At 73.9% G+C, this 22,660-nt stretch carries 24 protein-coding genes; 14 read left to right on the top strand and 10 right to left on the bottom strand.

Annotated features, from left to right (window positions below):
• Positions 1 to 62 precede the first annotated feature (62 nt).
• The 5 genes from T328_RS25695 to T328_RS25675 all read left to right on the top strand — a co-directional run bounded on the left by T328_RS25695 (position 63) and on the right by T328_RS25675 (position 3,929).
• On the top strand, positions 63 to 683 hold the full coding sequence (locus tag T328_RS25695; protein WP_496498545.1) for a DsbA family protein: 621 nt from the start codon (positions 63 to 65) through the stop codon (positions 681 to 683).
• Between the two features lie 31 nt (positions 684 to 714).
• Positions 715 to 1,524, top strand: a complete 810-nt coding sequence (locus T328_RS25690; RefSeq protein ID WP_496498544.1) for an MBL fold metallo-hydrolase — start codon at positions 715 to 717, stop codon at positions 1,522 to 1,524.
• Positions 1,525 to 1,894: 370 nt separating this feature from the next.
• On the top strand, positions 1,895 to 2,269 hold the full coding sequence (locus T328_RS25685) for a hypothetical protein (protein ID WP_496498543.1): 375 nt from the start codon (positions 1,895 to 1,897) through the stop codon (positions 2,267 to 2,269).
• The gene (locus T328_RS25680; protein ID WP_496498542.1) at positions 2,262 to 2,681 is read left to right on the top strand and encodes a nuclear transport factor 2 family protein; all 420 of its coding nucleotides are present in this window, start codon (positions 2,262 to 2,264) and stop codon (positions 2,679 to 2,681) included. The genes T328_RS25685 and T328_RS25680 overlap by 8 nt, the downstream gene beginning before the upstream one ends.
• Before the next feature lie 366 nt (positions 2,682 to 3,047).
• Positions 3,048 to 3,929, top strand: coding sequence for a sugar phosphate isomerase/epimerase family protein (locus tag T328_RS25675; RefSeq protein WP_496498641.1), 882 nt, complete (start codon positions 3,048 to 3,050; stop codon positions 3,927 to 3,929).
• A gap of 169 nt (positions 3,930 to 4,098) precedes the next feature.
• Here T328_RS25675 and T328_RS25670 read toward each other — a convergent pair whose 3' ends face one another.
• On the bottom strand, positions 4,099 to 5,892 hold the full coding sequence (locus T328_RS25670) for a hypothetical protein (protein WP_496498541.1): 1,794 nt from the start codon (positions 5,890 to 5,892) through the stop codon (positions 4,099 to 4,101).
• Positions 5,893 to 6,236: 344 nt separating this feature from the next.
• Between T328_RS25670 and T328_RS25665 the strand changes: the two genes are divergently transcribed.
• Positions 6,237 to 6,878 carry a nucleoside/nucleotide kinase family protein gene (locus tag T328_RS25665; protein WP_496498540.1) on the top strand — a complete coding sequence of 214 codons (642 nt, stop codon included), beginning with the start codon at positions 6,237 to 6,239 and terminating at the stop codon, positions 6,876 to 6,878.
• A gap of 162 nt (positions 6,879 to 7,040) precedes the next feature.
• Here T328_RS25665 and T328_RS25660 read toward each other — a convergent pair whose 3' ends face one another.
• Positions 7,041 to 7,340 (bottom strand): DUF6343 family protein, encoded by a 300-nt coding sequence (locus tag T328_RS25660; RefSeq protein ID WP_496498539.1) that lies wholly within the window; start codon positions 7,338 to 7,340, stop codon positions 7,041 to 7,043.
• Positions 7,341 to 7,416: 76 nt separating this feature from the next.
• A complete protein-coding gene (locus tag T328_RS25655) occupies positions 7,417 to 7,728 on the bottom strand; it encodes a hypothetical protein (RefSeq protein ID WP_496498538.1) in 312 nt (103 codons plus the stop codon).
• 111 nt (positions 7,729 to 7,839) lie between these two features.
• Here T328_RS25655 and T328_RS25650 point away from each other — a divergent pair, with 111 nt between their 5' ends.
• The gene (locus tag T328_RS25650) at positions 7,840 to 8,298 is read left to right on the top strand and encodes a type II toxin-antitoxin system PemK/MazF family toxin (protein WP_496498537.1); all 459 of its coding nucleotides are present in this window, start codon (positions 7,840 to 7,842) and stop codon (positions 8,296 to 8,298) included.
• Positions 8,299 to 8,422: 124 nt separating this feature from the next.
• Here T328_RS25650 and map read toward each other — a convergent pair whose 3' ends face one another.
• Entirely contained in the window at positions 8,423 to 9,190 is a 768-nt protein-coding gene (gene map / locus T328_RS25645) for a type I methionyl aminopeptidase (RefSeq protein WP_496498536.1), read from the bottom strand.
• A 54-nt stretch (positions 9,191 to 9,244) separates the two neighbouring features.
• On the opposite strand from map, the gene T328_RS25640 reads away from it, so the two are divergent.
• Both T328_RS25640 and T328_RS25635 read left to right on the top strand, forming a co-directional pair.
• Entirely contained in the window at positions 9,245 to 9,529 is a 285-nt protein-coding gene (locus T328_RS25640) for a helix-turn-helix domain-containing protein (RefSeq protein ID WP_496498535.1), read from the top strand.
• 97 nt (positions 9,530 to 9,626) lie between these two features.
• Positions 9,627 to 10,703 carry a hypothetical protein gene (locus tag T328_RS25635; RefSeq protein ID WP_496498534.1) on the top strand — a complete coding sequence of 359 codons (1,077 nt, stop codon included), beginning with the start codon at positions 9,627 to 9,629 and terminating at the stop codon, positions 10,701 to 10,703.
• A 17-nt stretch (positions 10,704 to 10,720) separates the two neighbouring features.
• Here the strand turns inward: T328_RS25635 and T328_RS25630 are convergent, their stop codons facing one another.
• The 3 genes from T328_RS25630 to T328_RS25620 are packed head-to-tail and all read right to left on the bottom strand — an operon-like array spanning position 10,721 to position 13,040.
• Positions 10,721 to 11,620 (bottom strand): carbohydrate kinase family protein, encoded by a 900-nt coding sequence (locus T328_RS25630; protein WP_496498533.1) that lies wholly within the window; start codon positions 11,618 to 11,620, stop codon positions 10,721 to 10,723.
• Positions 11,617 to 12,516, bottom strand: a complete 900-nt coding sequence (locus tag T328_RS25625) for a pseudouridine-5'-phosphate glycosidase (protein WP_496498532.1) — start codon at positions 12,514 to 12,516, stop codon at positions 11,617 to 11,619. The genes T328_RS25630 and T328_RS25625 overlap by 4 nt, the downstream gene beginning before the upstream one ends.
• Before the next feature lie 41 nt (positions 12,517 to 12,557).
• Positions 12,558 to 13,040, bottom strand: a complete 483-nt coding sequence (locus T328_RS25620) for a hypothetical protein (RefSeq protein ID WP_496498531.1) — start codon at positions 13,038 to 13,040, stop codon at positions 12,558 to 12,560.
• 132 nt (positions 13,041 to 13,172) lie between these two features.
• Between T328_RS25620 and T328_RS25615 the strand changes: the two genes are divergently transcribed.
• A complete protein-coding gene (locus T328_RS25615; protein ID WP_496498530.1) occupies positions 13,173 to 13,748 on the top strand; it encodes an HAD domain-containing protein in 576 nt (191 codons plus the stop codon).
• Between the two features lie 36 nt (positions 13,749 to 13,784).
• On the opposite strand, the gene T328_RS25610 is transcribed toward T328_RS25615, so the two are convergent.
• Both T328_RS25610 and T328_RS25605 read right to left on the bottom strand, forming a co-directional pair.
• A complete protein-coding gene (locus T328_RS25610; protein WP_496498529.1) occupies positions 13,785 to 14,327 on the bottom strand; it encodes a DUF1697 domain-containing protein in 543 nt (180 codons plus the stop codon).
• 147 nt (positions 14,328 to 14,474) lie between these two features.
• Positions 14,475 to 15,002, bottom strand: a complete 528-nt coding sequence (locus tag T328_RS25605) for a methylated-DNA--[protein]-cysteine S-methyltransferase (protein ID WP_496498528.1) — start codon at positions 15,000 to 15,002, stop codon at positions 14,475 to 14,477.
• A 241-nt stretch (positions 15,003 to 15,243) separates the two neighbouring features.
• Here T328_RS25605 and T328_RS25600 point away from each other — a divergent pair, with 241 nt between their 5' ends.
• A complete protein-coding gene (locus T328_RS25600; RefSeq protein ID WP_496498527.1) occupies positions 15,244 to 16,089 on the top strand; it encodes an MHYT domain-containing protein in 846 nt (281 codons plus the stop codon).
• A 121-nt stretch (positions 16,090 to 16,210) separates the two neighbouring features.
• Here the strand turns inward: T328_RS25600 and T328_RS25595 are convergent, their stop codons facing one another.
• Positions 16,211 to 17,137 (bottom strand): glycerophosphodiester phosphodiesterase, encoded by a 927-nt coding sequence (locus T328_RS25595; RefSeq protein WP_496498526.1) that lies wholly within the window; start codon positions 17,135 to 17,137, stop codon positions 16,211 to 16,213.
• 299 nt (positions 17,138 to 17,436) lie between these two features.
• Here T328_RS25595 and uvrB point away from each other — a divergent pair, with 299 nt between their 5' ends.
• The 3 genes from uvrB to T328_RS25580 all read left to right on the top strand — a co-directional run bounded on the left by uvrB (position 17,437) and on the right by T328_RS25580 (position 22,483).
• Positions 17,437 to 19,575 carry an excinuclease ABC subunit UvrB gene (gene uvrB / locus T328_RS25590; RefSeq protein ID WP_496498525.1) on the top strand — a complete coding sequence of 713 codons (2,139 nt, stop codon included), beginning with the start codon at positions 17,437 to 17,439 and terminating at the stop codon, positions 19,573 to 19,575.
• 170 nt (positions 19,576 to 19,745) lie between these two features.
• Complete coding sequence (locus T328_RS25585; RefSeq protein WP_496498524.1) at positions 19,746 to 20,357, top strand: TerD family protein; 612 nt, start codon at positions 19,746 to 19,748, stop codon at positions 20,355 to 20,357.
• A gap of 68 nt (positions 20,358 to 20,425) precedes the next feature.
• Positions 20,426 to 22,483, top strand: coding sequence for a TerD family protein (locus T328_RS25580; protein WP_496498523.1), 2,058 nt, complete (start codon positions 20,426 to 20,428; stop codon positions 22,481 to 22,483).
• Positions 22,484 to 22,660: the final 177 nt, after the last annotated feature.

The raw sequence follows: 22,660 nt of genomic DNA, 5'->3' as shown, positions 1-22,660 counted from the left end.
CTGTTGAGGAAGGTAAATCGCTCCCGTGCGGAGCGGCTCCCCCTGCTTCAGCAAAGGTCCCCATGAAACTCGTTTACGTCTTCGACGCCTACTGCGGCTGGTCATACGGCTTTGCCCCCACCCTCGCTGAGGTCACCCGGCGCCATCCCGAGGTGTCCGTCGAGGTCGTATCGGGTGGCTTGTTCACCGGCCCGCGGGCCGTGCCGGTGCGCGAGTTCGGTTACGTCCAGGGCGCCAACGCCAAGATCACTGAACTGACCGGGGCCGTGTTCGGAGCCGGTTACGTGCAGCGCATCGCGGACGGTTCGTTCGTCATGGATTCCGAAGCCGCCGCGCGCGGGGTGGCCGCGTTGCGGGAGGTCACGCCCGGTCGCATGGTGGAGATGGCCGCCGCGCTCCAGGACGCGTTCTACCTGGACGGTCTGAGCCTGTCGGATCCGGCCACCTACCGGGCGGTCGCCGAGGCGGCCGGAGTGGACGCGGACAGCGTCGTTGCGGCGTACACCGCACCGGAGTCCGCCGCCGCCGCGCAGGCCGACTTCGCACGGGCGGCGCGTCTGGGCGTCGAAGGCTTCCCCACCCTGCTGGCCGTCGACGGCCGGCACGCCACCCCTCTGGCCGTCGGCCATGCCACCGCCGATGAGATCGACCAACGCCTGAACAACCTCACCGCCGCATCCTGACCAGCTCTCTCCACTTACGAAGGACATCGTCATGAGCACCCTCGACTTCAAGGTCATCGACCTGGACTTCCCAGTCGGCTCGAAGAACAAGACCGCCACCCTCATCACCGGCGAGGAGGAGGCATTCCTGATCGACGCCGGGTTCACCCGCGCCGACGGTCACCGTCTGGTCGCCGAGATCCTCGACTCCGGCAAAACGCTGACCACGGTGTTCGTCAGCCATGCCGACCCGGACTACTACTGGGGCGCCGAGGTGATCGCCGACGCATTCCCCGACGCCGCGATCGTCGCCACCCCGCTGGTGATCGAGCACATCAAGGACGCGTACGAAGGCAAGCTCAAGGCGTGGGAGCCGGTTGGTGTCAACCGCCCCACCCGCTTGGTCGAGCTGGCCCCGCTGACCGGTGACATCACCTTCGAAGGGCACGTCTTCCAGCTCAAGGGCGGCCACCCCGGCCTCCCCGACCGGCACTACCTGTGGCAGGCCGAGCACCGGGCGATCGTCGCCGGGGTCCTCCTCTTCGACAACGAGCACGTCTGGGTCGCCGACACCGGCAAGCCCGAGGACCGCGCCGTATGGACCGAGCTGCTGGACGAGATGAGCGCCCTGAACCCCGCCTTCGCCGTCCCCGGCCACCGGCTGCCCACTACCGCCGCCCTCGACGCAAGCCCGATCACGTACACCCGCACCTATCTCGCCGCCTTCGAGGACGAGCTGGGCAAGGCCAGCAGCGGCGAGGCCCTGACGAACGCACTGGTCGCCCGCTACCCCGAGTCCGGCATGCTCATCGCGGCCCAGCTCGGCGCGAAGGTCGCCAAGGGCGAGATGACCTGGGGCTGACCCCGCCCCCACGAGCCCGGTGCCGGGCGACCCCCGGCACCGGGCCTCTGTCAGATCGCGACGCCTCCCCTGTGAGGGCCGATGAGCACCACCGCCCGCGACAGCCAGGCCGCGCACCCCGCGCCTGCCGTCCTCCCCGCCTACTCGCTGTGCGAGTTCGCGCTGACCACCGTCCTGCTGTTCACGGTCGTCACCGCCGTCCGCTGGATCACGGCCCCCGGCTCTCCGTTCCTCATCGCCGACGTCCAGGCCGCCCTGGCCGTCGCTGGAGTGATCGTGGGCTTGGTGCTGCTCCTGCTGATCCGCAGGCCGGTGGGGACGGCGTTCGGGCGCGCACATAAACCCGGCGGTCAGCGTCGCCCTGTGGCCGATGGGTGCCTTCCCCGCGCGCAGCGTCGTGCCGTACGTCATCGCCCAGCTGGGCGGGTCGCTGGCCGGGGCGGGACTCGCCCGCCAGGTCTGGGGCCATGTCGTGGCCGCCGCTCCCGTCGGGTACGCCGCCGTCCAGCCGGCCCCCGCCTGGAACACCTTCACCGTCTTCCTCGCCGAGGCGGTCCCGCGCTTCTGTCCGGCACGTACGGATACCTGGGCGTCTATCTGCTCGCGCCGATCATCGGCGCCGCCCTCGGCGCGGGCATCCACCTGCTTTTGCGACGCCACGCCGGAGTCAGGCGCGTACCCACCTACCGCCTGTGCCCGACCGCCGACCCCGACTCGTTCTGAGAAAGGCCCGACCCATGTGTGAGACCACCGATTTCGCCACCTCGGCCGCCCCCGCCGACGTGGTGCGCCGCCAGTACATCGCCTCCGCGAACGGCGACCTCGAAGCCCTGCGCGCCACCCTGGCCGACGACGTGGAGTGGACCGAGATGGCAGGCTTCCCCCTTGCCGGCACCTACCGCACCCCGGCTGGCGTCACCTCCGCGGTCATGGAACGGCTCGGCAAGGACTGGGACGGCTGGGCCGCCCATGACGACACCTACGTCGTCGACGGCGAGAACGTCGTGGTCCTGGCCCGCTACACCGGCACCAACAAGGCCACCGGCAAGGACATCGACGTACGTGTCGCCCACCACTTCGTCGTACGGGGCGGTCGAATCGTCCGCTTCGAGCAGTTCGTCGACACCGCCAAGGTCCGCGACGCAATGACCGCCTGACGCCCCTTCTCCACCGGACAGGACCCACCTGAAGGCAACCGCGATCGCCGCCACCTGCCGGCACCGTCGGCCATCCTCGCCTTTGGTCCGACTGCGGCCGGTCGCCGGACGGGCGTCGCGGGGCACGCTGCGCGTGCCGGGCGTGCCAGGTGGCGTACGCCGCGGGCTGAGCCGTCCACCGCACGGCGCGTGCCGACCCGTTGACCACGTGACGCGGCGCGCTTACTCTGAGGCGCGCATGCCAGTAAGCGCTTTCTAAATGGCTCGTCAGACGCGGGAGAGGCGGTTGTGCGCATGAACGGCAGGCACGAGACGGACCACGGAGCCGACGGGACGGGCAGGTCCCGGCGGCCGGCGAACAGCGGGATGGGACGGCGCGCGCTGCTCGCCGCGGCGCTCGGCGCCGGCACCGCCGCGGCGCTCGGCGGCGCGGCCGGTCCGGCCGCGGCCGCCGACGCGGCGGGCCTCGCCGGGTGCGGCCCGGACGGCAAGCGGCGCATCCCGCCGGGCGGCATCGGCATGCACCTGTACACCATGCGCGGGCCCCTGGCCACCGACTTCGCCGGCACCCTGCAGCAGCTGTCCGACATCGGCTACGCCACCGTCGGCGTCAGCGGCCGGCACGGCCACAACGCCCAGCAGATCCGCGGCATGATCGACGACGCCGGGCTCTCGGCGGTGCTGGAGCACGTCGCGTACGACATCGTCTCCGGCAGCGGCCTGCCGCAGGCGATCGAGGACGTCCACACCCTGGGCGGCCAGTGGGTCGTCGTCCCCAGCCTGCCCGGCTCCCTGCACACGCCGGCCGGCTTCCGCGAGGCCGCCCGCGTCCTGAACGAGGCGGGCCGCGCCTGCCGCGACGCCGGTCTGCAGCAGGTGCTCTTCCACAACCACGGCAACGACCACGCCACCGTCGACGGCGAGGTGCTCTTCGACATCCTCGTCAACGAGACCGATCCCCAGCTGGTCGCCTTCGAGTTCGACCTGTACTGGGCGGTGAGCGGCGGGGCCGACCCGCTCACGTACTTCCGCCGGCACCCCGGCCGCTTCCCCGCGCTGCACGTCAAGGACATGGCGCCGAACGGCGACTTCGCCGACGTCGGCTCCGGCGTGCTGGACTTCGCGGGGATGTTCCAGGGGGCGAAGAGCGGCGGGGTCAGGCAGTGGCTCGTCGAGCACGACAACCCGTCCGACCCGTTCGCGACGGCGCGCAACAGCTACGAGTACCTCGACGCACTGCGCTACTGACGCGCTGCCGTTTCGCCGAGTGCCTCCGGCGCGTTCCCGGGCGGGGAACGCGCCGGGCGGACCCGCACCCGGGCGGGTGTTCGCGGGTCCCGGCGCGGCGGCAGCGGCCCTCTCGGCGGGCTCTCCTGGCCCCCGTCGAAGGCCGCTGCCGCCCGGGCCGCGCCCGCCGCTACGGCCGGTTCAGCGCTCTGGCCGCGCCCGCGGCCACGGCGGTGGCGAGGATCCAGCCGGCGGCGACGAGCAGGTACGCCACCCACCGGGTGCCGCCGTCCGGCGTGAAGGCGGTGCCCTGGCCGAAGTCGACGACCGGCAGCAGCGTGTCGAGCGTGTAGACGAACGGGTTGAAGTCGACCTTCTTGTCGGGCTCCAACGGCCGCGGCGGGTCGGCGTGGAAGAGCAGGGAGCCCAGCGCCAGCAGCCCGGCCAGCCAGCCGACGGCGCGTTCGGGCCGGTAGCCGTAGCCGACGGTGGCGTCCTGGACGATGCCCCAGGCGCGGGCGTACCAGGGCAGCCGGGCGCGGCGGGCCCGCTGCTTGGCGAGCAGGACGCGGCGGGCGTCGTCCTCGTGGCCGAGGCCGCGGTACGCCGCGGCGAGCTGCTCGTACGGCTGCGGGACGTAGGTGCCGTCGCCGGGGTTCAGCCAGGGCAGGCGCTCGGCGGCGGAGAGCGGGTTGTGGAGCTGTTCGTACACCGCGCCGTCGAGGCGGATGCGGGCCGGCCAGGTGTCGGCCGCGTCGTGCAGGACGCCGAGGGCGGAGTAGCGCAGGTCGAGGGCGCCGTCGAGGCGTGTGGTGTGCAGGTCGGCCTCGCGGGCGGCGGTGCGGCGCAGGCTGAGCGCGGTGGTGCCGGGGCCGTAGATGCCGCTGCCGCCGGGGCTGTGCGCGCTGATGCGGCTCCCGCCGGCCTGGATGCGGCCGGTGATCTGCGCGCCCGACATCCGGACCAGGCCGGTGGCAGTCAGGCGGTCCAGCACGGCGTCGGCGCCTATCTGGATCCCGTACGCGTCGAGTGCGGCGTCGTCCGCATCCGCCCGCAGCTCTGCGCCGCTCATCACCAGCCGGCCGCCGACGGTCGCGTCCGCGAGCCGTATCTGGCCGTGGGAGCGGAAGCCGTTGTCGAGCACGACATCGGAACCGAGGTGCGCGCCGGGGGCGTCCAGGGTGCGGCCGGCGGCGTTGTCGAGCTCGGCGGCGCGCAGGAACGTCGCGCCGGCGACGGTGGCGTTCCGCAGGGCGAGCCTGCCGGTGGCCGACAGCCGGTACGCGGAGAAGTCGCCCTCGATCTGCACCCGGGCGGCGTCGAGCGCGGCCTCGCCGGTGGTGGCGTCGAGCCGGGCGCCGCGCAGGTCGATGCTGCCGCCGACGCGGGCGCTGCGCAGCACGACGGTGCCCTGGGCTGTGCAGCCGTCGCGCATGAGGATGTCGTTGTCGACCTGCAGACGGGTGGCGTTGAGGGCCTCGCCGTCGGGGTTGTGGAGCCGGGCTGCGTTGAGTATGAGGGCGCCGGCGATGCGGGTGGCGACGAGCCGGACCTTGCCGGTCGTCGTGCAGCCGGTCAGGCGGAGGCTGCCCTCCGCCCAGAGGTGGGAGGCGAGCATGCCCGGCAGGTGCGAGCCGTTGAAGGTGAGCTGGCGGGTGCGGGCGCCGTAGAGGTCGACGGACTCCTCGAACGAGCAGTCCGTGAGCCGCAGATGTTGGTGAATCTCGGCGTGGTCGAGCGCGAGTCGGCCGGCGATCCGGGCGCCGACGAGCTGCACCCCGGCGGTGTGCCCCGACTCGGCCTCGCGCGCGCCGAGCAGCAGCGCGGCGACGACCTCGGCGCGCACGACGCGCTCCGGGCCCCAGGCGGCGCCGCGGGCCGGGTCGTCCGCGGCGGGGTCGCCGACGCGGAGGTCGACGCGGCCGGCGGTGGGGAAGGCGTCCCACAGCCGCCGTTCGGGCGGGCTCAGATCCTCCGGTCCCACGTGTGCCGTTCCCCCCTCGTTTCCCGTTCCGAACGCGGTACGCGCGCTCGGGTCCGCCTCCGTACTCAATCACCCCCGCCGGCCGCCCGGTTGGGCAGCCCGTCAGGTGGCGGCACCGCACCACCGCCGACCCTCCGGGAGTGCACGGCCCGCCGGATGCCGCCGCCCGTACCCGGGAGCGCCACGCGGACGCGCCGACGCGACGCCGCGGCACCGGGGACGTCCCCGGCGCATGCCGAGCCGTCCGACCACCGCGAGGAGCGCGAGCTCCCGCGGGACGGCCCACGGGCTGGGCCCCGCTGCCCGGGCAGCAGCCCCTCCCGGCCCCCGGGCATCATGGAACCGTGCGCCTCGAAGCGATCTCCTGGGAGCGGCTGACCGACGCGCTGGCCGAGCGCGTCGCGGAGTCGAAGGCGGCGGACGGCGGCCCGTGGCTGCGCGTCGCGGTGGACGGCGCCCCCGCGGCGGAGCCGGGTGCGCTCGCCGCCCGCGTCGGCGACGCCCTGCGCGTGCGCGGGCGCGAGAGCCTCGTCCTCGACGAGGGCGCGTTTCTGCGGCCGGCCTCCCTCCGCTACGAGTTCGGGCGTGAGGACCCCGACGCGTACTACGACACCTGGCTCGACACCGGCGCACTCTGGCGCGAGGTCTTCGGTCCGCTGGAGCCCGGCGGCGACGGCCGCGTCCTGCCCGACCTGTGGGACCCCGTCACCGACCGCGCGACGCGCAGCCCGTACACGCAACTCCCGCCCGGCGCCGTCGTGCTGCTGCACGGGCCGCTGCTGCTCGGCCGCTGGTTCCCCTTCGACCTGACCGTTCACCTCCGTCTCTCCGCCTCCGCCCTTGCCCGGCGCACACCGGAGCAGGACCGCTGGACGCTGCCCGCCTTCGCCCGCTACGAGGAAGAAGCCGACCCCGCGGAGACCGCAGACGTACTCGTACGGCTCGATGACCCGCGCCGCCCGGCCTGGCGCCCGGAGCGGCCGTAGGCGGTCGGCACCGGTCGCACCGGTCGCACCGGTCGCGCCGGTCGCGCCGGTCGCTACGGAGCGAGACCGGCCGGTGGCCGTTGGGTCAGGCGGGAACCCCCGCGCCGCCCGGTGCCGGCGGCTTCCGGCCTGCGCCCCGCCGGCGGCGCGTGCGCCCCGGCCTCAGGGCAGCCGCTTCGGCTTGGGCGGTTCGCCCTCCTCCCGCACCGGCTCGTACGGGGGTATGTTCCGGCCCGGCTGGAAGTGCGGGCCCTGTCTGATGTGCCGGACCACCACCACCATGTCGACGGCCGTGATCGCGGCGAGAGCCGCGGTCACCGCGGCCCAGACCGGTTGGTCGACGGCGACGAAGAACACCGTGCCCGCGATCATCCAGAGCACTCCCCAGAGCGCCAGCCAGAAGCGCATCCGGAGCGGAGAGCGGGCGTGCACGGGCTCGTCGCCGGTGCGGAGCGGCCTCATGCGTAGCACCTCCTGCCTCCAGCATCCGGCCATCCGGGGGTCGAGGTCCAACGTGGCACGCTGCGCGTACGACCGCCTACCGCGCGCTGCGCGCGAGGGATATCTGCCGGCCCGGCTGCCACGCCGCTTCGGGCAGCTCCTCCGCCCGCTCGGCGTCCGCGAGCCCGTCGGCCCTGCGGGCGGCCCACACCGCGGCGTCCGGCGCGTCCCGGACATCCGCCGGTGCGCCCGGCCGGCCCGCCCCGGCCGGCTCCGTGCGCTCCGCCAGCTCGGCGGCCAGCCCTGCCAGGTCCAGCCCGGCCCCCTCGGTCTCGTCCACGTCGCACGCGGCCAGGCCGAGCTCTTGCTCCGCCGACTCGAGCTCGTCGACAACGTCGTGGTAGTCCATGCCCTGGAAGCTACAACCCCCCACTGACAACGCCCGCCCCGCCCGGCCTCTGCGTCCCTTTTTCCCCGGCATATGACGGCCTGCCGCCCCCGGGTTGCTACGGTGCCTGGCGTGACCACGCCCACCGACGGCAACGGCCGACCGAGCCAGCCCGGCCAGCACGGCCCGACCGCCACCGCCGAGATAGACCCGCGCGCCGCCGGCGCCGTCCGCACCTCCTACGCCCCCGACCCCGACGGCGACCCGGACCCCGGCGAGATCGTCTGGACCTGGGTGCCGTACGAGGAGAACGACGGCCGCGGCAAGGACCGCCCCGTCCTCGTCGTCGCCCGCGAGCGCACCGGTACGGTCCTCGCCGTCCAGCTGTCCAGCAGGCGCCGCGACGACGACCACGACTGGGTACGCATCGGCGTCGGCCCCTGGGACCGCGCGGGCCGCGAGTCGTGGGTCGACCTGGACCGCGTGCTGCGCGTCCACGACGGCGGCATGCGCCGCGAGGCATGCGCCCTCGACCGCCAGCGGTTCCACCTCGTCGAGCACCGCCTGCGCCTGCGCTACGGGTGGCGCTGACCGCCACACCGCCGCCCGCTTACGCCGCACGCCTCACAGCACCACGCCTCAACAGCACCACGCCGCAGAGCGCCCCGGCCCCAGAGCGCCCCGCCGCAGAGCACCCCGCCTCACCACGCGCTCGTCACTGCACCGTCAGCACCCGCGGCCCGTCCTCCGTCACCGCGATCGTGTGCTCGATGTGCGCCGCCCTGCTCCCGTCCGTCGTCCGCAGCGTCCAGCCGTCGCCGTCCACCCCGTACGCGTCCGAGCCCCCCGACAGCAGCATCGGCTCGATCGACAGCGTCAGCCCGTGCCGCAGCGGGAAACCCCGCCCCGGGCGCCCGCGGTTGGGCACGGGCGGGTCCTCGTGCATCCGCCGCCCGATGCCGTGCCCGCCGAAGTCCGCCGGCATCCCGCAGCCCGCCTCCGCGGCCACGCGCCCCACGGCGGACGAGATGTCGCCCAGCCGCCCGCCCGCGACCGCGGCCGCGATCCCGGCGTCGAGCGCGCGCCGCGTGGCGGCGATCAGCGCGGTGTCCTCGGGCCGCGCCGTGCCCACGGTGAAGCTGATCGCCGCGTCGCCCGTCCAGCCGTCCAGCTCGGCACCGCAGTCGAGGGACACCAGGTCGCCGTCGCGCAGCCGGTAGCCGGTGGGGATGCCGTGCACGATCGCGTCGTTGACGGAGGTGCACACGACCGCGGGGAAGGGCGTGGTGGCGAATGTCGGCCGGTAGCCGAGGAACGGCGATCCCGCCCCCGCCTTGTCCAACACCTCGCGCGCGACCTCGTCCAGCTCCAGCAGGCTGACCCCGACGCCGGCCGCGTCCCGCGCGGCGGCGAGGGCGTCGGCGACGACACGACCGGCCTCGCGCATGGCGTCCAGCGCTGCGTCGTTCTTGATTTCGACCATGACGTGGCTCTCCCTCGGCCTCCCAATTACTATACCGGTATTAGTATCACGCTCATGGTTCGTACTCCACTGACCCCCGAGGAGCGCCGCCGCGGCGAGCGCTTCGGCGCCCTGCTGCGCGCCGCCCGGGGCGAGCGCAGCATGACCGACGTCGCCGCGGCAGCCGGCATCTCCGCCGAGACGCTCCGGAAGATCGAGACCGGCCGCGCCCCCACCCCGGCCTTCTTCACGATCGCCGCCCTGGCCACCACCCTGGGCGTCTCCCTCGACGCCCTGGCCGGCGCCTGCACCGCCCCCGAGGCGGAAGCCCCCGCGGACCCGGCCGTCCACGCGGCGTAGCGCGTACGGTCAACTCCCGCCCCCCTGCCGCCACCCGACCCGGTGAGTCCGCCGCCGGAACGCCGTAGCCGCGGGCGGCGGCGGGCAGGGCGCCCCCATGACGTACGCGAACGGCCCCCGCGAGACCCCGCCCGGCGACTGGGAAACGCGCTACCGCGCCGCGCTCCGGCGGGCCGGCGGCCGGGGGGAGGCGCTGCTGACGGGGGTTGCGGCGCTGGCGCTGTACGGGTTCCGCAGCGTGCCCGCCGCCGCTGACGTGCGCGTGGTCGACGTCCTCGTACCGCCCGCCCGGCGCCTCACCCCGCCGCCCGGGGTACGCATCCACCACCCCCCGCGCCGCCTGCCGCCGCCCGTCCGCCTGCCACCCGGGCTCCCCGCCGCCCCGCCGCTCCGCGCCGCCGTCGATGCCGTCGCCGCCGTCGCGGCCGGCGATGCCGTACGCGGCGTACTCGACCGCGACCGCACCGCCGCCCTCCTCCGCGAACTGCAGGACACCCACGGCACCCCGCCCGCCGACCTGGCCACCGCACTGCGCGCCGCCGCCCTGCACACCCGCCCCGACGTCGCCGCCGCACTCGCCGCCCTCGGCCGCGCCGTCCGCCCGCCCGCCGAGGTCCGGGCCCGCGCCGTGCTCCGCGCCGCCGCCCTGCCGCCCCCGCTCTGGCGCGTCCCCCTGCACCTCGACGGCTACTGGCTCACCACCCCGCACGCCCACTGGCCCCGCACCGGCGTCCTCCTCCACCTCGCCGAGCCGCCGTACCGCGACGACGACGGCACCGTGGACCACCACAACGCCCTCGAATCCATGGGCCTGCACCTCGTCCACACCACGCCCCGCCAGCTGTTCCGCGAACCGGACGCCTTCACCGCCGCCGTCCGCGACGCCCTCGCCGCCGGCCCGTACGGCCCGGCCGACGGGCGGCTGCGGGCACGCCCGTGGCGCAAGCGCGCGAGTCTTGACCAAGTGGGCGCAGAACACGGGGAGTCGGGGCCACGGGGCCTCCGTGTCGCGCGGGTCGGATACGACCGCGGGCAGGTCGACGCGTATCTGGGGCGGCTGGAGAGCGGGGACGAGCCGGCGGGGGAGCCGGTGTTCGCGCTGGTGCGGGGCGGGTTCTCCACCGGGGAGGTCGACGCGTACATCGCGTGGGGGAGGCGGGCGGCGGAGGGCTGAGGCGCGCGGCCGGGCGACTACGCCCGGCGCCCCGGCCGCCCGCCCGGCGTACGAACCGCCGTCGCCGCCCTCGCACTCCCCGCCGCCGCGGCTTCGTGCGGGGCACGGCCCGCCTGCACGGCGGCCAGATACGCGCCCGTGAAGGCGTCGCCGGCGCCCGTCGTGTCCAGCGGGGTGACCGGTGTCGCGGGGATGTGCACGGCCGGAGCGCCGGGGGCGGCGAGGTGGGCGCCCTCGGCGGCGGCGGTGACCACGGCGGTGGCGTCGAGGGCCGTGGCCAGGGCCTCGGCCGCGGCGGCGGGGGAGGGGACGCCGGTGAGCAGCGTCGCCTCCGCGGCGTTGGGGAGGACGGTGTCGGCGCCCGCGATCGCGGCGAGGAAGTCCCGTACGCCCGACACCGCGATGAATCCCGCCGACGCCGGGTCCACGCTGACCGTCGCCCCGCGCGCGTGCGCCTCGGCGGCGGCGAGCGCGGCGAGGGCGCGGCCGGGGGCGGTGAAGTACAGATAGCCGGAGAGGTGTACGTGCGTGACGCCGGCCAGCAGCTCCGGCTCCCAGTCGTCCGGGCCCAGCCGGAATGCCGCCCCGCTGTCCGTCAGGAAGGACCGCTCGCCGCCGCCGTCGACCAGGGCGACGACCTTGCCCGTGGGCGCCGCCGGGTCGACGCGGACGCGGGCGTCGACCCCGGCGCGTACCAGCTCGGTGCGGTGCCAGTCGGCGGAGTCCCGGCCCGCGCGCGCCAGCAGGCGCGTCCGCGCGCCGCAATGCGCCGCCCACGCGGCGACGTTCGCGCCGGCGCCGCCGGGCAGGATCGCGATCTCGGCGGGTGTGTCCGTGCCGGGGGCGAGGGGTGCGGCGTGGCGGGCGACCACGTCGGTGACGACGTCGCCGACCACCAGCAGCACCGGGCCGCTCATGCGCCGCCCTGCACCGCGATCTCCGCGGCGAGCCGGACATTTCCCCGTACCGCCGCGAGGTTCGCCTCCAGTGACGCCCCCCGCGTGTGCTCGGTGAGGTATCCCAGCAGGAACGGCGTGATCGCCTGCCCGCTCACCCCCCGCCGGTCCGCCTCGCGCAGGGCGTCGGCCAGCACCGCGTCGTGCACCGCCGGGTCCAACTGCTCGTCGGCCGGCACCGGATTGGCCACGATCACCGCCGACGGCGGCACGCCGAGGTCCCGCTGGGCACGCAGCACCGCCGCGACCTCCGCGGGCGTACGGACCGTCCAGTCCACCGGCTCGCCGGAGGTACGGAGGTAGAACCCCGGGAACTCCGCCGTGCCGTAGCCGAGCACCGTCACGCCCAGCGTCTCCAGGCGCTGCAGCGTCGCCGGCACGTCCAGGATCGACTTCACCCCCGCGCACACCACCGCGATCCGCGTCTCCGCCAGCAGCCGCAGGTCTGCTGACTCGTCCTGCGACTCCGTCCACTCCCGGTGCACCCCGCCCAGCCCGCCGGTGGCGAAGACGCCGATGCCGGCGCGGGCCGCGAGGAACGCCGTGGCCGCGACGGTCGTCGCGCCGCTCGCGCCGAGGGCGGCGGCGGGCGCGAGGTCGCGTACGGTCAGCTTGCGTACGGTGTCGTCGGACGCGATCCGTGCCAACTGCTCCCCGTCGAGGCCGATGCGCGGGGTGCCGTCGAGGACGGCGACGGTGGCGGGCACGGCGCCGGCGGAGCGGACGATGTCCTCCAGCTCCGCCGCCACCTGCAGGTTGCGGGGGCGGGGCAGGCCGTGGGCGATGATCGTCGACTCCAGGGCGACGACCGGGCGCCGGTCCGCGAGCGCGTCGCGGACCTCGTCGGTGAGGTGCATGGGCCCACCGTACGTGCTGTCCGTACGCCGTTGATCAGCCCCTACGTGTCGTACAGGCCGTCCCACGGCTCGTGGAACCCGAGCTGGTCCGGGTACAACTCCGCCCAGTCCGGCTCGTCCTCCGGGCCGCCCGCGGTGCCCGGTGCCGGCGCCGCGTGCCGCTCCGCGACCAGCCCGAAGCGGATCCCGTCCACCGTGACCTCGAACGGCCTGATCGCGATGTCGCCGAAGACCAGCCCCGGCAACTCGTCGAGCCAGCCCTCCATCTTCGCGTCCAGCCGCCCGTCGGCGGGCACACCGGGGCCCGGGGTCCAGATGTCGGAGCCGGTGTGGTGGCCCTCGGCGTCGAAGCGGTGCAGGACGGCGAACCAGCGGCGGTGCTCCAGCCAGTCCGGGCCCATGCGGTAGTCGGGCGGGTATGCGGCGGTGATCGAGGCCAGGAACTGCCCGCGGTCGTACCGGCCGATGTTCTCGGTGCGGTAGCCGGGCTCGTGACGTATCGGGATGACCTCAGGGATCGCCATGGCCCAGACCTTAAGGGGTGGGCGGAGCGGCCGGCGTCCGGGCCCCGCCCGGGGCGGGCGCGGCGGCATGCCGGGCGAGCGCGCGGACGCGCGGGAGGCTACACCGGCGGCGGCAGCGCTTACCTTCGGAGGATGGACGACGTTGACCGTGCTGCCGACCGTGACGCCGCCCCGCCCACCGACGCCTCCGACACCCCCGCCCGCCCCCTCCTCCTGCTCGACGTCGACGGCCCTCTCAACCCGTACGCCGCGGGGACACAGCCGCCGGGCTACCGTGAGTACGTGGTCACCGGCATGCCCGCCGGGCCCATCCGGCTGTGGCTGCGGCCGGCGCACGGGGAGCGGCTGCTGTCGCTGCCGTACGAACTGGTGTGGGCGACGACGTGGATGCACGAGGCCAACACCGTCATCGGCGACCGGGTGCTGGGGCTGCCGCCGCTGCCGGTCATCGAGTGGCCGTCGATGTTCACCACCGACGACCCGGACGGGCTGTACTGGAAGACGCGGCACGTCGCCGCCTGGGCCGCCGGCCGGACGTTCGCCTGGGTGGACGACGAGATCACGGCGGCCGACGCGGCGTGGATCGCCGAGCACCACGCGGGGGAGGCGCTGCTGCGGCAGATCAGCCCGGCGCGCGGGCTGGTGGAGGAGGACTTCGAGGCGCTGGAGGAGTGGGCCCGGGAGCTGGATCAGCGCCGGCCCGGATGAGCCGGCAGGAGGGCGGCCGACGGGCGGCGGCGCACGTCAGCCGTCCGCCAGCGCCAGCAGCTTGAGGACCGTGTTCCAGTTACGGGCCGTCGCCGTCACCGCCAGCTTGCGGCCGGAGAAGTCGGCGGCCAGCTTCGACCGCCCGAGCCCGCCGGGGCACCAGACGTAGACGACGCGGTCCCCGATCTCGTACCGGTCGGGGGCGTACGCCGCGCGGTCGGCGGTACGGAACCAGGCGTCCTCCGGCGCCGGTTCGGACAGGAACACGGCCAGGAAGCGGGCCGGTTCCGCGGCGCCCTCCGGCAGCGGGTTGGCGGCGACGACGGCGGCGATCTCGTCCCGGGTGCGGACGACGACCCCTGTCCGCAGGCCGAACTCCCCCTCGACGACCGCCTCCACGGCCGCGGCGGTCTCCTCCGGCGGGGTGCCGGGGTCGTCGAAGACCACGTTCCCGCTGGCGACGTACGTGACGACGCCGCGGAAGCCGCGGTCGGTCAGCGCGGTGCGCAGCCCGGCCATGGGGACCTTGTTCTTGCCGCCGACGTTGATGCCGCGCAGCAGGGCGATCTGCTTGCTCACTCCCGGAGCCTCCCTCGTACGTTCGTCACGCCGGCCGCCCGGGCCCGGGCCACGCCCATCCCCGGCCCCGTCCCCGGCTCCGTCCCGCGCCCTGTCCCTGTCCCTGTCCCTGTCCCGCCGATCTCTCAGCGCGGCAGAGCGGCGGTGTCAGAACAGCGGCTCCGGCAGCACACCCTCCAGCGCCAGCAGGCTCCGCTTCGTTTCCAGCCCGCCGCCGAAGCCGCCCAGGCCGCCGTCGCTCTCGATCACGCGGTGGCAGGGCACCACGATCGGCAGCGGGTTCGAGGCCATGGCCCGGCCGACCGCCTGCGCGGCGCCCGGCTCGCCGACGCGGTCGGCGAGGAACTGGTAGCTGACGACCGAGCCGTACGGCACCCGGGCCGCCAGCGCCTCCAGCACCCGCCGGTGGAAACCGTCGGACAGCGACCAGTCCAGCTCCAGCCGGAAGTCCGTCAGCTCACCCGCGAAATACGCCCGCAGCTGCCGCTCGGCCACCGCTATGTGCTCCGCGGGACCCGCCGGCTCCGCCCCGCCGCCCGTGCCCGCGGTGCCCAGCTTGGCGTGAAACCCGACCTTGACCAGCCCGCGGTCCGTGGCGGCGAGCAGCAGCGGGCCGATCGGTGAGTCGACCACCCGGCGGCTCTGCCGGGGTGCGAGGGCATCGGTGGCGTTCATGCCGCGAGCGTAGGACACGGCACCGACAACCGCCTGCGCGTGCCTTCCGGCAGGGAAGATTCCGGTTCGACACGGCAGGACGCCCGGGTACCGATTGCGTATCGGCTGCGCCGCGCGGCATCGAAACATTTCGGTCCCGACTCGCACAGATCTACGATTCTCTCTGGTCGCCCCGTACGTCTGTCGACACTTCTGTAGACGCATCAGTAGACCCGGGAGTCACTCTGTGCTTGCTGCCCCCGTGCCCGTCGACGGTCTCACGTACGGCCTGCTCACCCCCGTCACCGCCTTCGTCATGGCCGCGGCCGGCAGCGCCCTGGGGCTTCGCTGCACCATGCGCGCGCTGACCGTCGAACCCGCGCGCCGGGCCGGCTGGCTGCTGCTCGGCGCGGTCGCGATCGGCACGGGCATCTTCTCCATGCACTTCATCGCGATGATGGGCTTCACCGCCGACTCCGTCCACATCAGTTACCACGTGCCGACCACGCTGGCGAGCCTCGCCGTCGCCGTCGCCGTGGTCGGCATCGGCGTCTTCGTCGTCGGCTACCTCGGCCGCACCGCGTTCGCCCTCACCACCGGCGGCATCGTCACCGGACTCGGCATCGCGGCCATGCACTACCTCGGCATGGCGGGCATGAACATGGACCGCGGCCGGCTGGTGTACGACGGCACGGTCGTCGCGCTGTCCGTGCTCATCGCCGTGGTCGCCGCCACCGCCGCGCTGTGGCTGTCGATGACCGTCAAGCGGTTCGGCGTCGCGGTGGGCGCCGCGCTGATCATGGGCGTGGCCGTCTCCGGCATGCACTACACGGGGATGGCGGCGCTGGAGGTACAGGCCCACGCCACGAACGCGGCGGCGGAGGGCAGGAGCCCGGCGGAGATCCTGGCGCCGATCCTCATCGGGCCGGTGCTGCTCCTGGTGTTCGTCGGGCTGTTCGTCGGCATGGACCCGCTGGAGAACGAGTGGCGGGTGCCCGTCGACGACGGCGAGGGCGGCACCGGCGGCGGAGGCACCGCCGCTCCCGAGCCGGCGGGCTCGGGAGCGGCGTCGTACGTCGAGCGGGGCGGCCGGCACGGCGGCGGCTGACCGCGGCGGGCTCACCGACCCGCGCCCGGGCTCACCGCCCGCCGCGCCCGGTCCGTACCGGACCGCCGAGCGGGCACCGCCCCGCTGAGCACTACGCCATCGAGCACTACTCCACCGCACACTACTCCGCGGCAACCCCGAAGCCGGCGTCCTCCAGCGCCGCGGCGATCACGTCCGGCTTGTTGGTGATGATGCCGTCCGCACCCCACCCGGCCAGCTCGACGGCCCGCGCCGGGTCGTCGACCGTCCAGGTGTAGCTCTCCAGCTGCTTGCCGTGCGGGCCCGTCAGAGCGTGCACCGCCGCGTAGTAGTCCGCGGACACGGTGCCGTGGTTGGAGTTGATCTGGTCGGAGAAGGCGGCGTACTCGGGCAGGTCCGCCACCGCGGGGGTGCCGAGGAAGCCGGTCTTCACGTCCGGCCGCAGTTCGTGCACGGCCTTGATGGAGTCCGCGCCGAAGCTCTGCACGACCAGCTTGCTCTCCACCGCCTCGCGGCTCAGCCAGCCCGTCTTGCGCAGCTCGGTGAGGATCTCCTCCTCGATCCCCGGGTACAGCTCCGGCTTCTTTATCTCCAGCACCAGCTTCTGCTGGTTCTTCGTCACCTGCAGCATGTACTGCCGCAGGGTCGGCACCCGCGCGCCGGCCCACTCCTCGCCCTTCCAGCTGCCCGCGTCGAGGGTGCTGATCTCCTTCCAGGTGAAGTCGGAGACCTTCCAGGGGGCGCGGTCGGGGTAGAGCTCCTCCACGTTCGTGGTCCGGGCGAGAGTGTCGTCGTGCATGATGACCAGCTCGCCGTCCTTGCTGCGCTGCACGTCGTTCTCGACCCAGTCGATCCCCATCTCGCGGGCGGTGTCGATGGCTTCGAGGGTGTTCTCGGGGGCGACGGCCGAGGCGCCGCGGTGCGCGACGGTCACGACCGGTGCGGCGGAGGCGGAGTCGGCTGCGGGCTCGGCAGCGGTCGCGGTGGCGGTCGTGGCGGCGGCGGTGAGCACGATGCCGGCCAGGGCCGTCAGGGCGCCGGACGCGCGCGTAAGCGTGCGGGAGGGCATGCAGTCTCCTCGACTAGAGGTGATCACTTGTCGCCGCAGGGTCCCAGTGGCAGGCGACAGAGTACGAGGCCGGGGATGGCCAGAGAATGAACGCCGATATCGGCGCGGTGAACGCGGACGGACCCGGGTCGGTGCAGGTGAAAGGATTGGGGAAGCGCTTACCGTCCGTGTGTGAGCCCCGCAGATCTGGCTGGAAATCATCTGGTCGACTGAGCGGATCCTTCGGTATGGGGCCGGGCCGGTGAGGGTGCCCGGGCGATCCGGTCCGCGTTGTCGGTGGCGGGTCGTACGGTGGGAGCATGCGGCCCGTTACAGACATCGAACGCACCACGGCGCCCTTCGAGGTCGTCAGCTCGTACCAGCCGAGTGGCGACCAGCCCGCCGCCATCGAAGAGCTCGAACGGCGGATCCGGGCGGGCGAGACGGACGTCGTGCTGCTCGGCGCGACCGGCACGGGCAAGTCGGCGACGACGGCCTGGATGGTCGAGCGCCTCCAGCGGCCCACACTGGTCCTCGCGCCCAACAAGACCCTGGCCGCCCAGTTGGCGAACGAGTTCCGCGAGCTGCTGCCGAACAACGCCGTGGAGTATTTCGTCTCGTACTACGACTACTACCAGCCCGAGGCGTACGTCCCCCAGACGGACACCTACATCGAAAAGGACTCCTCGATCAACGAGGAGGTCGAGCGCCTGCGCCACTCCGCGACGAACTCGCTGCTCACCCGGCGCGACGTCATCGTGGTCGCCTCCGTCTCCTGCATCTACGGCCTGGGCACGCCGCAGGAGTACGTCGACCGCATGGTGCCGCTGAAGATCGGCGAGGAGATCGATCGGGACCAGCTGCTGCGCCGCTTCGTCGACATCCAGTACACGCGCAACGACCAGGCGTTCACGCGCGGGACGTTCCGGGTCCGCGGCGACACCATCGAGATCTTCCCGGTGTACGAGGAGCTGGCCGTCCGCATCGAGATGTTCGGGGACGAGATCGAGGCCCTGTCCACGCTCCACCCGCTGACCGGCGAGGTGATGAGCGAGGACGACGGGCTGTACGTCTTCCCCGCCTCCCACTACATCGCCGGGCCGGAGCGCATGGCCAAGGCCGTCGCCGGCATCGAGACCGAGCTGGGCGTCCAGCTCGGTGCCCTGGAGAAGCAGGGCAAGCTGCTGGAGGCCCAGCGGCTGCGCATGCGTACGACGTACGACCTGGAGATGCTCCAGCAGATCGGCACCTGCTCCGGCGTCGAGAACTACTCGCTGCACATGGACGGCCGCGAGACCGGCTCCCCGCCGCACACCCTGCTGGACTACTTCCCGGAGGACTTCGTCCTCGTCATCGACGAGTCACACGTCACCGTCCCGCAGGTCGGCGCCATGTACGAGGGCGACGCCTCCCGCAAGCGCACCCTCGTCGACCACGGCTTCCGGCTGCCGTCCGCGCTGGACAACCGCCCGCTGAAGTGGGAGGAGTTCCTGGAGCGCATCGGCCAGACGGTCTACCTTTCCGCCACCCCCGGGCCGTACGAGCTGTCGCGCGGCGACGGCGTCGTGGAGCAGATCATCCGGCCCACCGGGCTCGTCGACCCCGAGGTCGTCGTCAAGCCGACCGAGGGCCAGATCGACGACCTGGTGCACGAGATCCGCACGCGCGCGGAGAAGGACGAGCGCGTCCTTGTCACCACGCTGACGAAGAAGATGGCCGAGGACCTGACCGACTACTTCCTGGAGCTGGGCATCCAGGTGCGCTATCTGCACAGCGACGTCGACACGCTGCGCCGCGTCGAGCTGCTGCGCGAGCTGCGCGCCGGCGAGTTCGACGTGCTGGTGGGCATCAACCTGCTGCGCGAGGGCCTGGACCTGCCCGAGGTCTCGCTCGTCGCCATCCTCGACGCCGACAAGGAGGGCTTCCTCCGGTCGGGCACGTCGCTCATCCAGACCATCGGCCGCGCGGCGCGCAACGTCTCCGGCCAGGTGCACATGTACGCGGACAAGATCACGCCGGGCATGGAGAAGGCGATCGACGAGACCAACCGGCGCCGCGCCAAGCAGATCGCGTACAACGAGGAACACGGGATCGACCCGCAGCCGCTGCGCAAGAAGATCAACGACATCGTCGCGCAGATCGCCCGCGAGGAGGTCGATACCGAGGCGCTGCTCGGCACGGGCTACCGGTCCACGAAGCCCGAGACCCCCGTGAAGTCGCCGGTGCCCGAGCTGCGGCAGAAGACGAAGCCCGCCGGCCGGTCCGACAAGGGTGCCGGGGCCGGGGCCGCGCCCACCGAGACGCCCGCCGCCGATCTCGCCGCGCAGATCGAGGACATGACCGCCCGGATGCGGGCCGCGGCCGCGGACCTGCAGTTCGAGGTGGCGGCCCGGCTGCGGGACGAGGTGGCGGAGATGAAGAAGGAGCTGCGGCAGATGAAGGAGGCCGGGCTGTCGTAGAGCCGGGGTGCGCGGGGCGTGCGGGCAGGCGGACGACCGGCGGGGCGTGCGCGGAGCGTGGCCGTCCGGGAGCGCACAACCGGTGCTGTGTAGCAGGAGCGCCACAAATCCTTCCCCGGGGGGAGCACAGGGCCGCTGTCCTGCGTAATGTGCGTGGAAGCGCGCCGGTCATGGCGCGTTCGGAGCAGGAGGGGAACGTAAGCGTGTCGATCAACTTGTCCAAGGGCCAGGCCATCAGCCTGCAGAAGTCCGACGGCGGCACCCTCAGCGCGGTACGCATGGGACTGGGCTGGCAGGCCGCGGAACGCCGCGGACTCTTCGGTAAGCGCACGCGCGAGATCGACCTCGACGCCTCCGCCGTGCTCTTCGCCGACAAGGAGCCCGTCGACGTCGTCTTCTTCCGCCACCTGGTGAGCGACGACGGCTCGGTGCGGCACACCGGTGACAACCTCGTGGGCGGCGCCGGCCAGGGCGGCGACGACGAGTCGATCCTGGTCGACCTGCAGCGCGTGCCGGTGCACATCGACCAGATCATCTTCACCGTGAACTCCTTCACCGGCCAGACCTTCGAGGAGGTGCAGAACGCCTTCTGCCGGCTCGTGGACGAGAGCAACGGCCAGGAGCTCGCGCGCTACACCCTCACCGGCGGCGGCACGTACACCGCCCAGATCATGGCCAAGGTGCACCGGACGGGCGGCGGCTGGGGCATGACGGCCCTCGGCTCGCCGGCGAACGGCCGCACATTCCAGGACCTCATGCCGTCGCTCCAGCCGCTTCTCTAAAGCGGCGGGACCGGGTTCAGAGGCATGTCACGACGTCGACGGCCGCAGCGAGTGCAGGGGAGGGCCGCATGACGGCCGAACTGGTCCGCGGGCAGAATCATCCGCTGCCGCAGGCCCGGGTGGAGATCAGGATTTCGGCGGGGAGTCCGGTGACGCCGGGCGCCACGCTGGGGGGAGAGGACGGCAGGGTCAGCGACCCCGGCCGGATCGCGCACCCCGGTACGCCGCACCTGCCGGGGCTCGAAGTGCCCGGCCAGGCGGCGGCGGAGCACCGGTTGGCGGTGGACCTGGACGCGATGCCGCCGGACGTGGAGCGCGTGCACGTCCTGCTGGCGCTGCCCGCGGGCGTCCCGGGGCCGCGGAGCTTCGGCGCCATCCCGCCGCCGTCGGTGGCCGTCACCGGCCTCGACGGCACGGCGATCGCGCGGTTCGTCATCACCGGCCTGGACAGCGAGTCGGCGGTCACCGCCGTGGAGCTGTACCGGCGGTCCGACGCGTGGAAGATCCGGGCCGTGGGCCAGGGGTACGCGGGCGGGCTCGCCGCCATGCTCGCGGACCAGGGCCTCCCGGGGGCACAGCAGCTCGCCGCGGACATCGAACGGGCCGTGGCCGAAGGGCTCGCGCGCGCCGTCGCCCCGGCGCCGCCGCCGACCGCGGGCGGGCCGCCGGCTGCGGGCGCACGGCGTCCGCAGCCGGCGGCCGAGGAGCGGCAGACACAGACCGGACCCGTCGACTACCGCCACCCGCGCCGCGCCGCCGCGGCGGGAGCCGCGGGCGCGACGAACGGCGGACCGGGCGCGTCCAGCGCGCCGCGCGCCCCCGCGTCCGCCGCGGCGCCCCCGCCCGCGCCGACCCCCGGGGTCGGGGCCGCGAGCGGCACCGGAGCGGGAGCACGGCCGGGTGCCGGGACCGCCTCCGCGGGCGGCGGTCGCGTACCGCCGCAGACCGACCGCTCCGCCACGGGCCCCGCCGAACCGGTCGCCGGCGACGCCGCCGGCTGGAGCATGGAGGAGCGGCTGTACAACCAGGTCTGGGGCATGTTCGAGGACCTGGCCCGCACGGTCGCCGCGTACCGCAGCGCCGTCGACTTCGCCGACTCCCGCATGGACCGCGAGCTGGACCAGCTCCTGGCCGACCCGCGCGCCCGCATGGGCTCCATCGCCGACTCGGCGCGCGCCGAGGTGCTCGCCCGTCACTCGACCCTGGTCGACCGGGCGCGCGAGGTCCTCGACCGCGACCTCGCGCAGCTCGACGCCGAGGCCGGCGTCGTCGAGCCCGCGCTGCCGCCCGCGTTCGCCTCCTGGGCGAGCCCGGTCTGGCACGAGTACGAGGTGCCCGGGGACGCCCCGATGGCCCTGCGCCTCGGCGACCTCCACCTCCCCGAGCACACGGACCTGCGCATCCCGCTGCTCGTACGGCTGCCGCTGGAGCGCGGCCTGTGGGTGGACAGCGGCACGTCCTCGCTCGGCCCGGGCGCGCTCGAAGGCGACCCGGAGCTGGGCTTCCCGGACTCCGCGGAGCGGCGCGTGCTGGCGCTCGACACCGCCGTGGCGCACGCCGCACGGCTGCTGTCGGTGCACCCGGCGGGCGAGTTCAACGTCCACTTCATCGACCCGGGCGGCACCGCCACCGCGGCGCTCACTCCGCTGCTCCACTCCGGCGTCCTCGCCGAGCCGCCGCCGAAGGGCGCCGCGGGCGTCACCGACACCCTCACCCGGCTGACCCAGCGCATCGACCTCGTACAGATGGCGCTGCGCAGCGGCGCGGCCGACGCGCTGCCGCCGGACCTCGACCCGGCACAGCAGCTCCTCGTGGTCAACGACTTCCCGCACGGCTTCGACGACCGCGCCATCAACCAGCTGCGGTACCTCGCCGACGAGGGCCCCTCGGTCGGCGTGCACCTGCTGATCGTCGCCGACCGCGAGGACGCCAAGGGCTACGGTCCGCTGCTGGACCCGCTCTGGCGCAGCATGCTGCGCCTCACCCCCACACCGGACGACCACCTGGCCGACCCCTGGATCGGCCACGCCTGGACGTACGAACCGGCCCGCGCCCCCCTGGGCAGCCGGGTGCTGGAACAGGTGCTGGCCCAGGTCGCGGCGGCCCGCCGCGCACTGCGCCGCTGACCGGTCGGTCCCGCTATACGTACGGCCCGCAGGCATGGCGCCTGCGGGCCGTTCGCATGCTCCGCGTGGACGGCTGGCGACCCGTGTGACCTCGGTATTTGATCTGGACTTTGCCATGCCTTGGCTCGTTCTATACAGTCGAGTGCTGGGGGTGGACTTCCAGTCCTTCAGGTGGGA

The organism is Streptomyces sp. CNX435 (genome assembly GCF_059570575.1).
The sequence above is the reverse complement of the archived record's forward strand: the minus strand, read 5'-3'. Positions and strand labels throughout refer to the sequence as shown.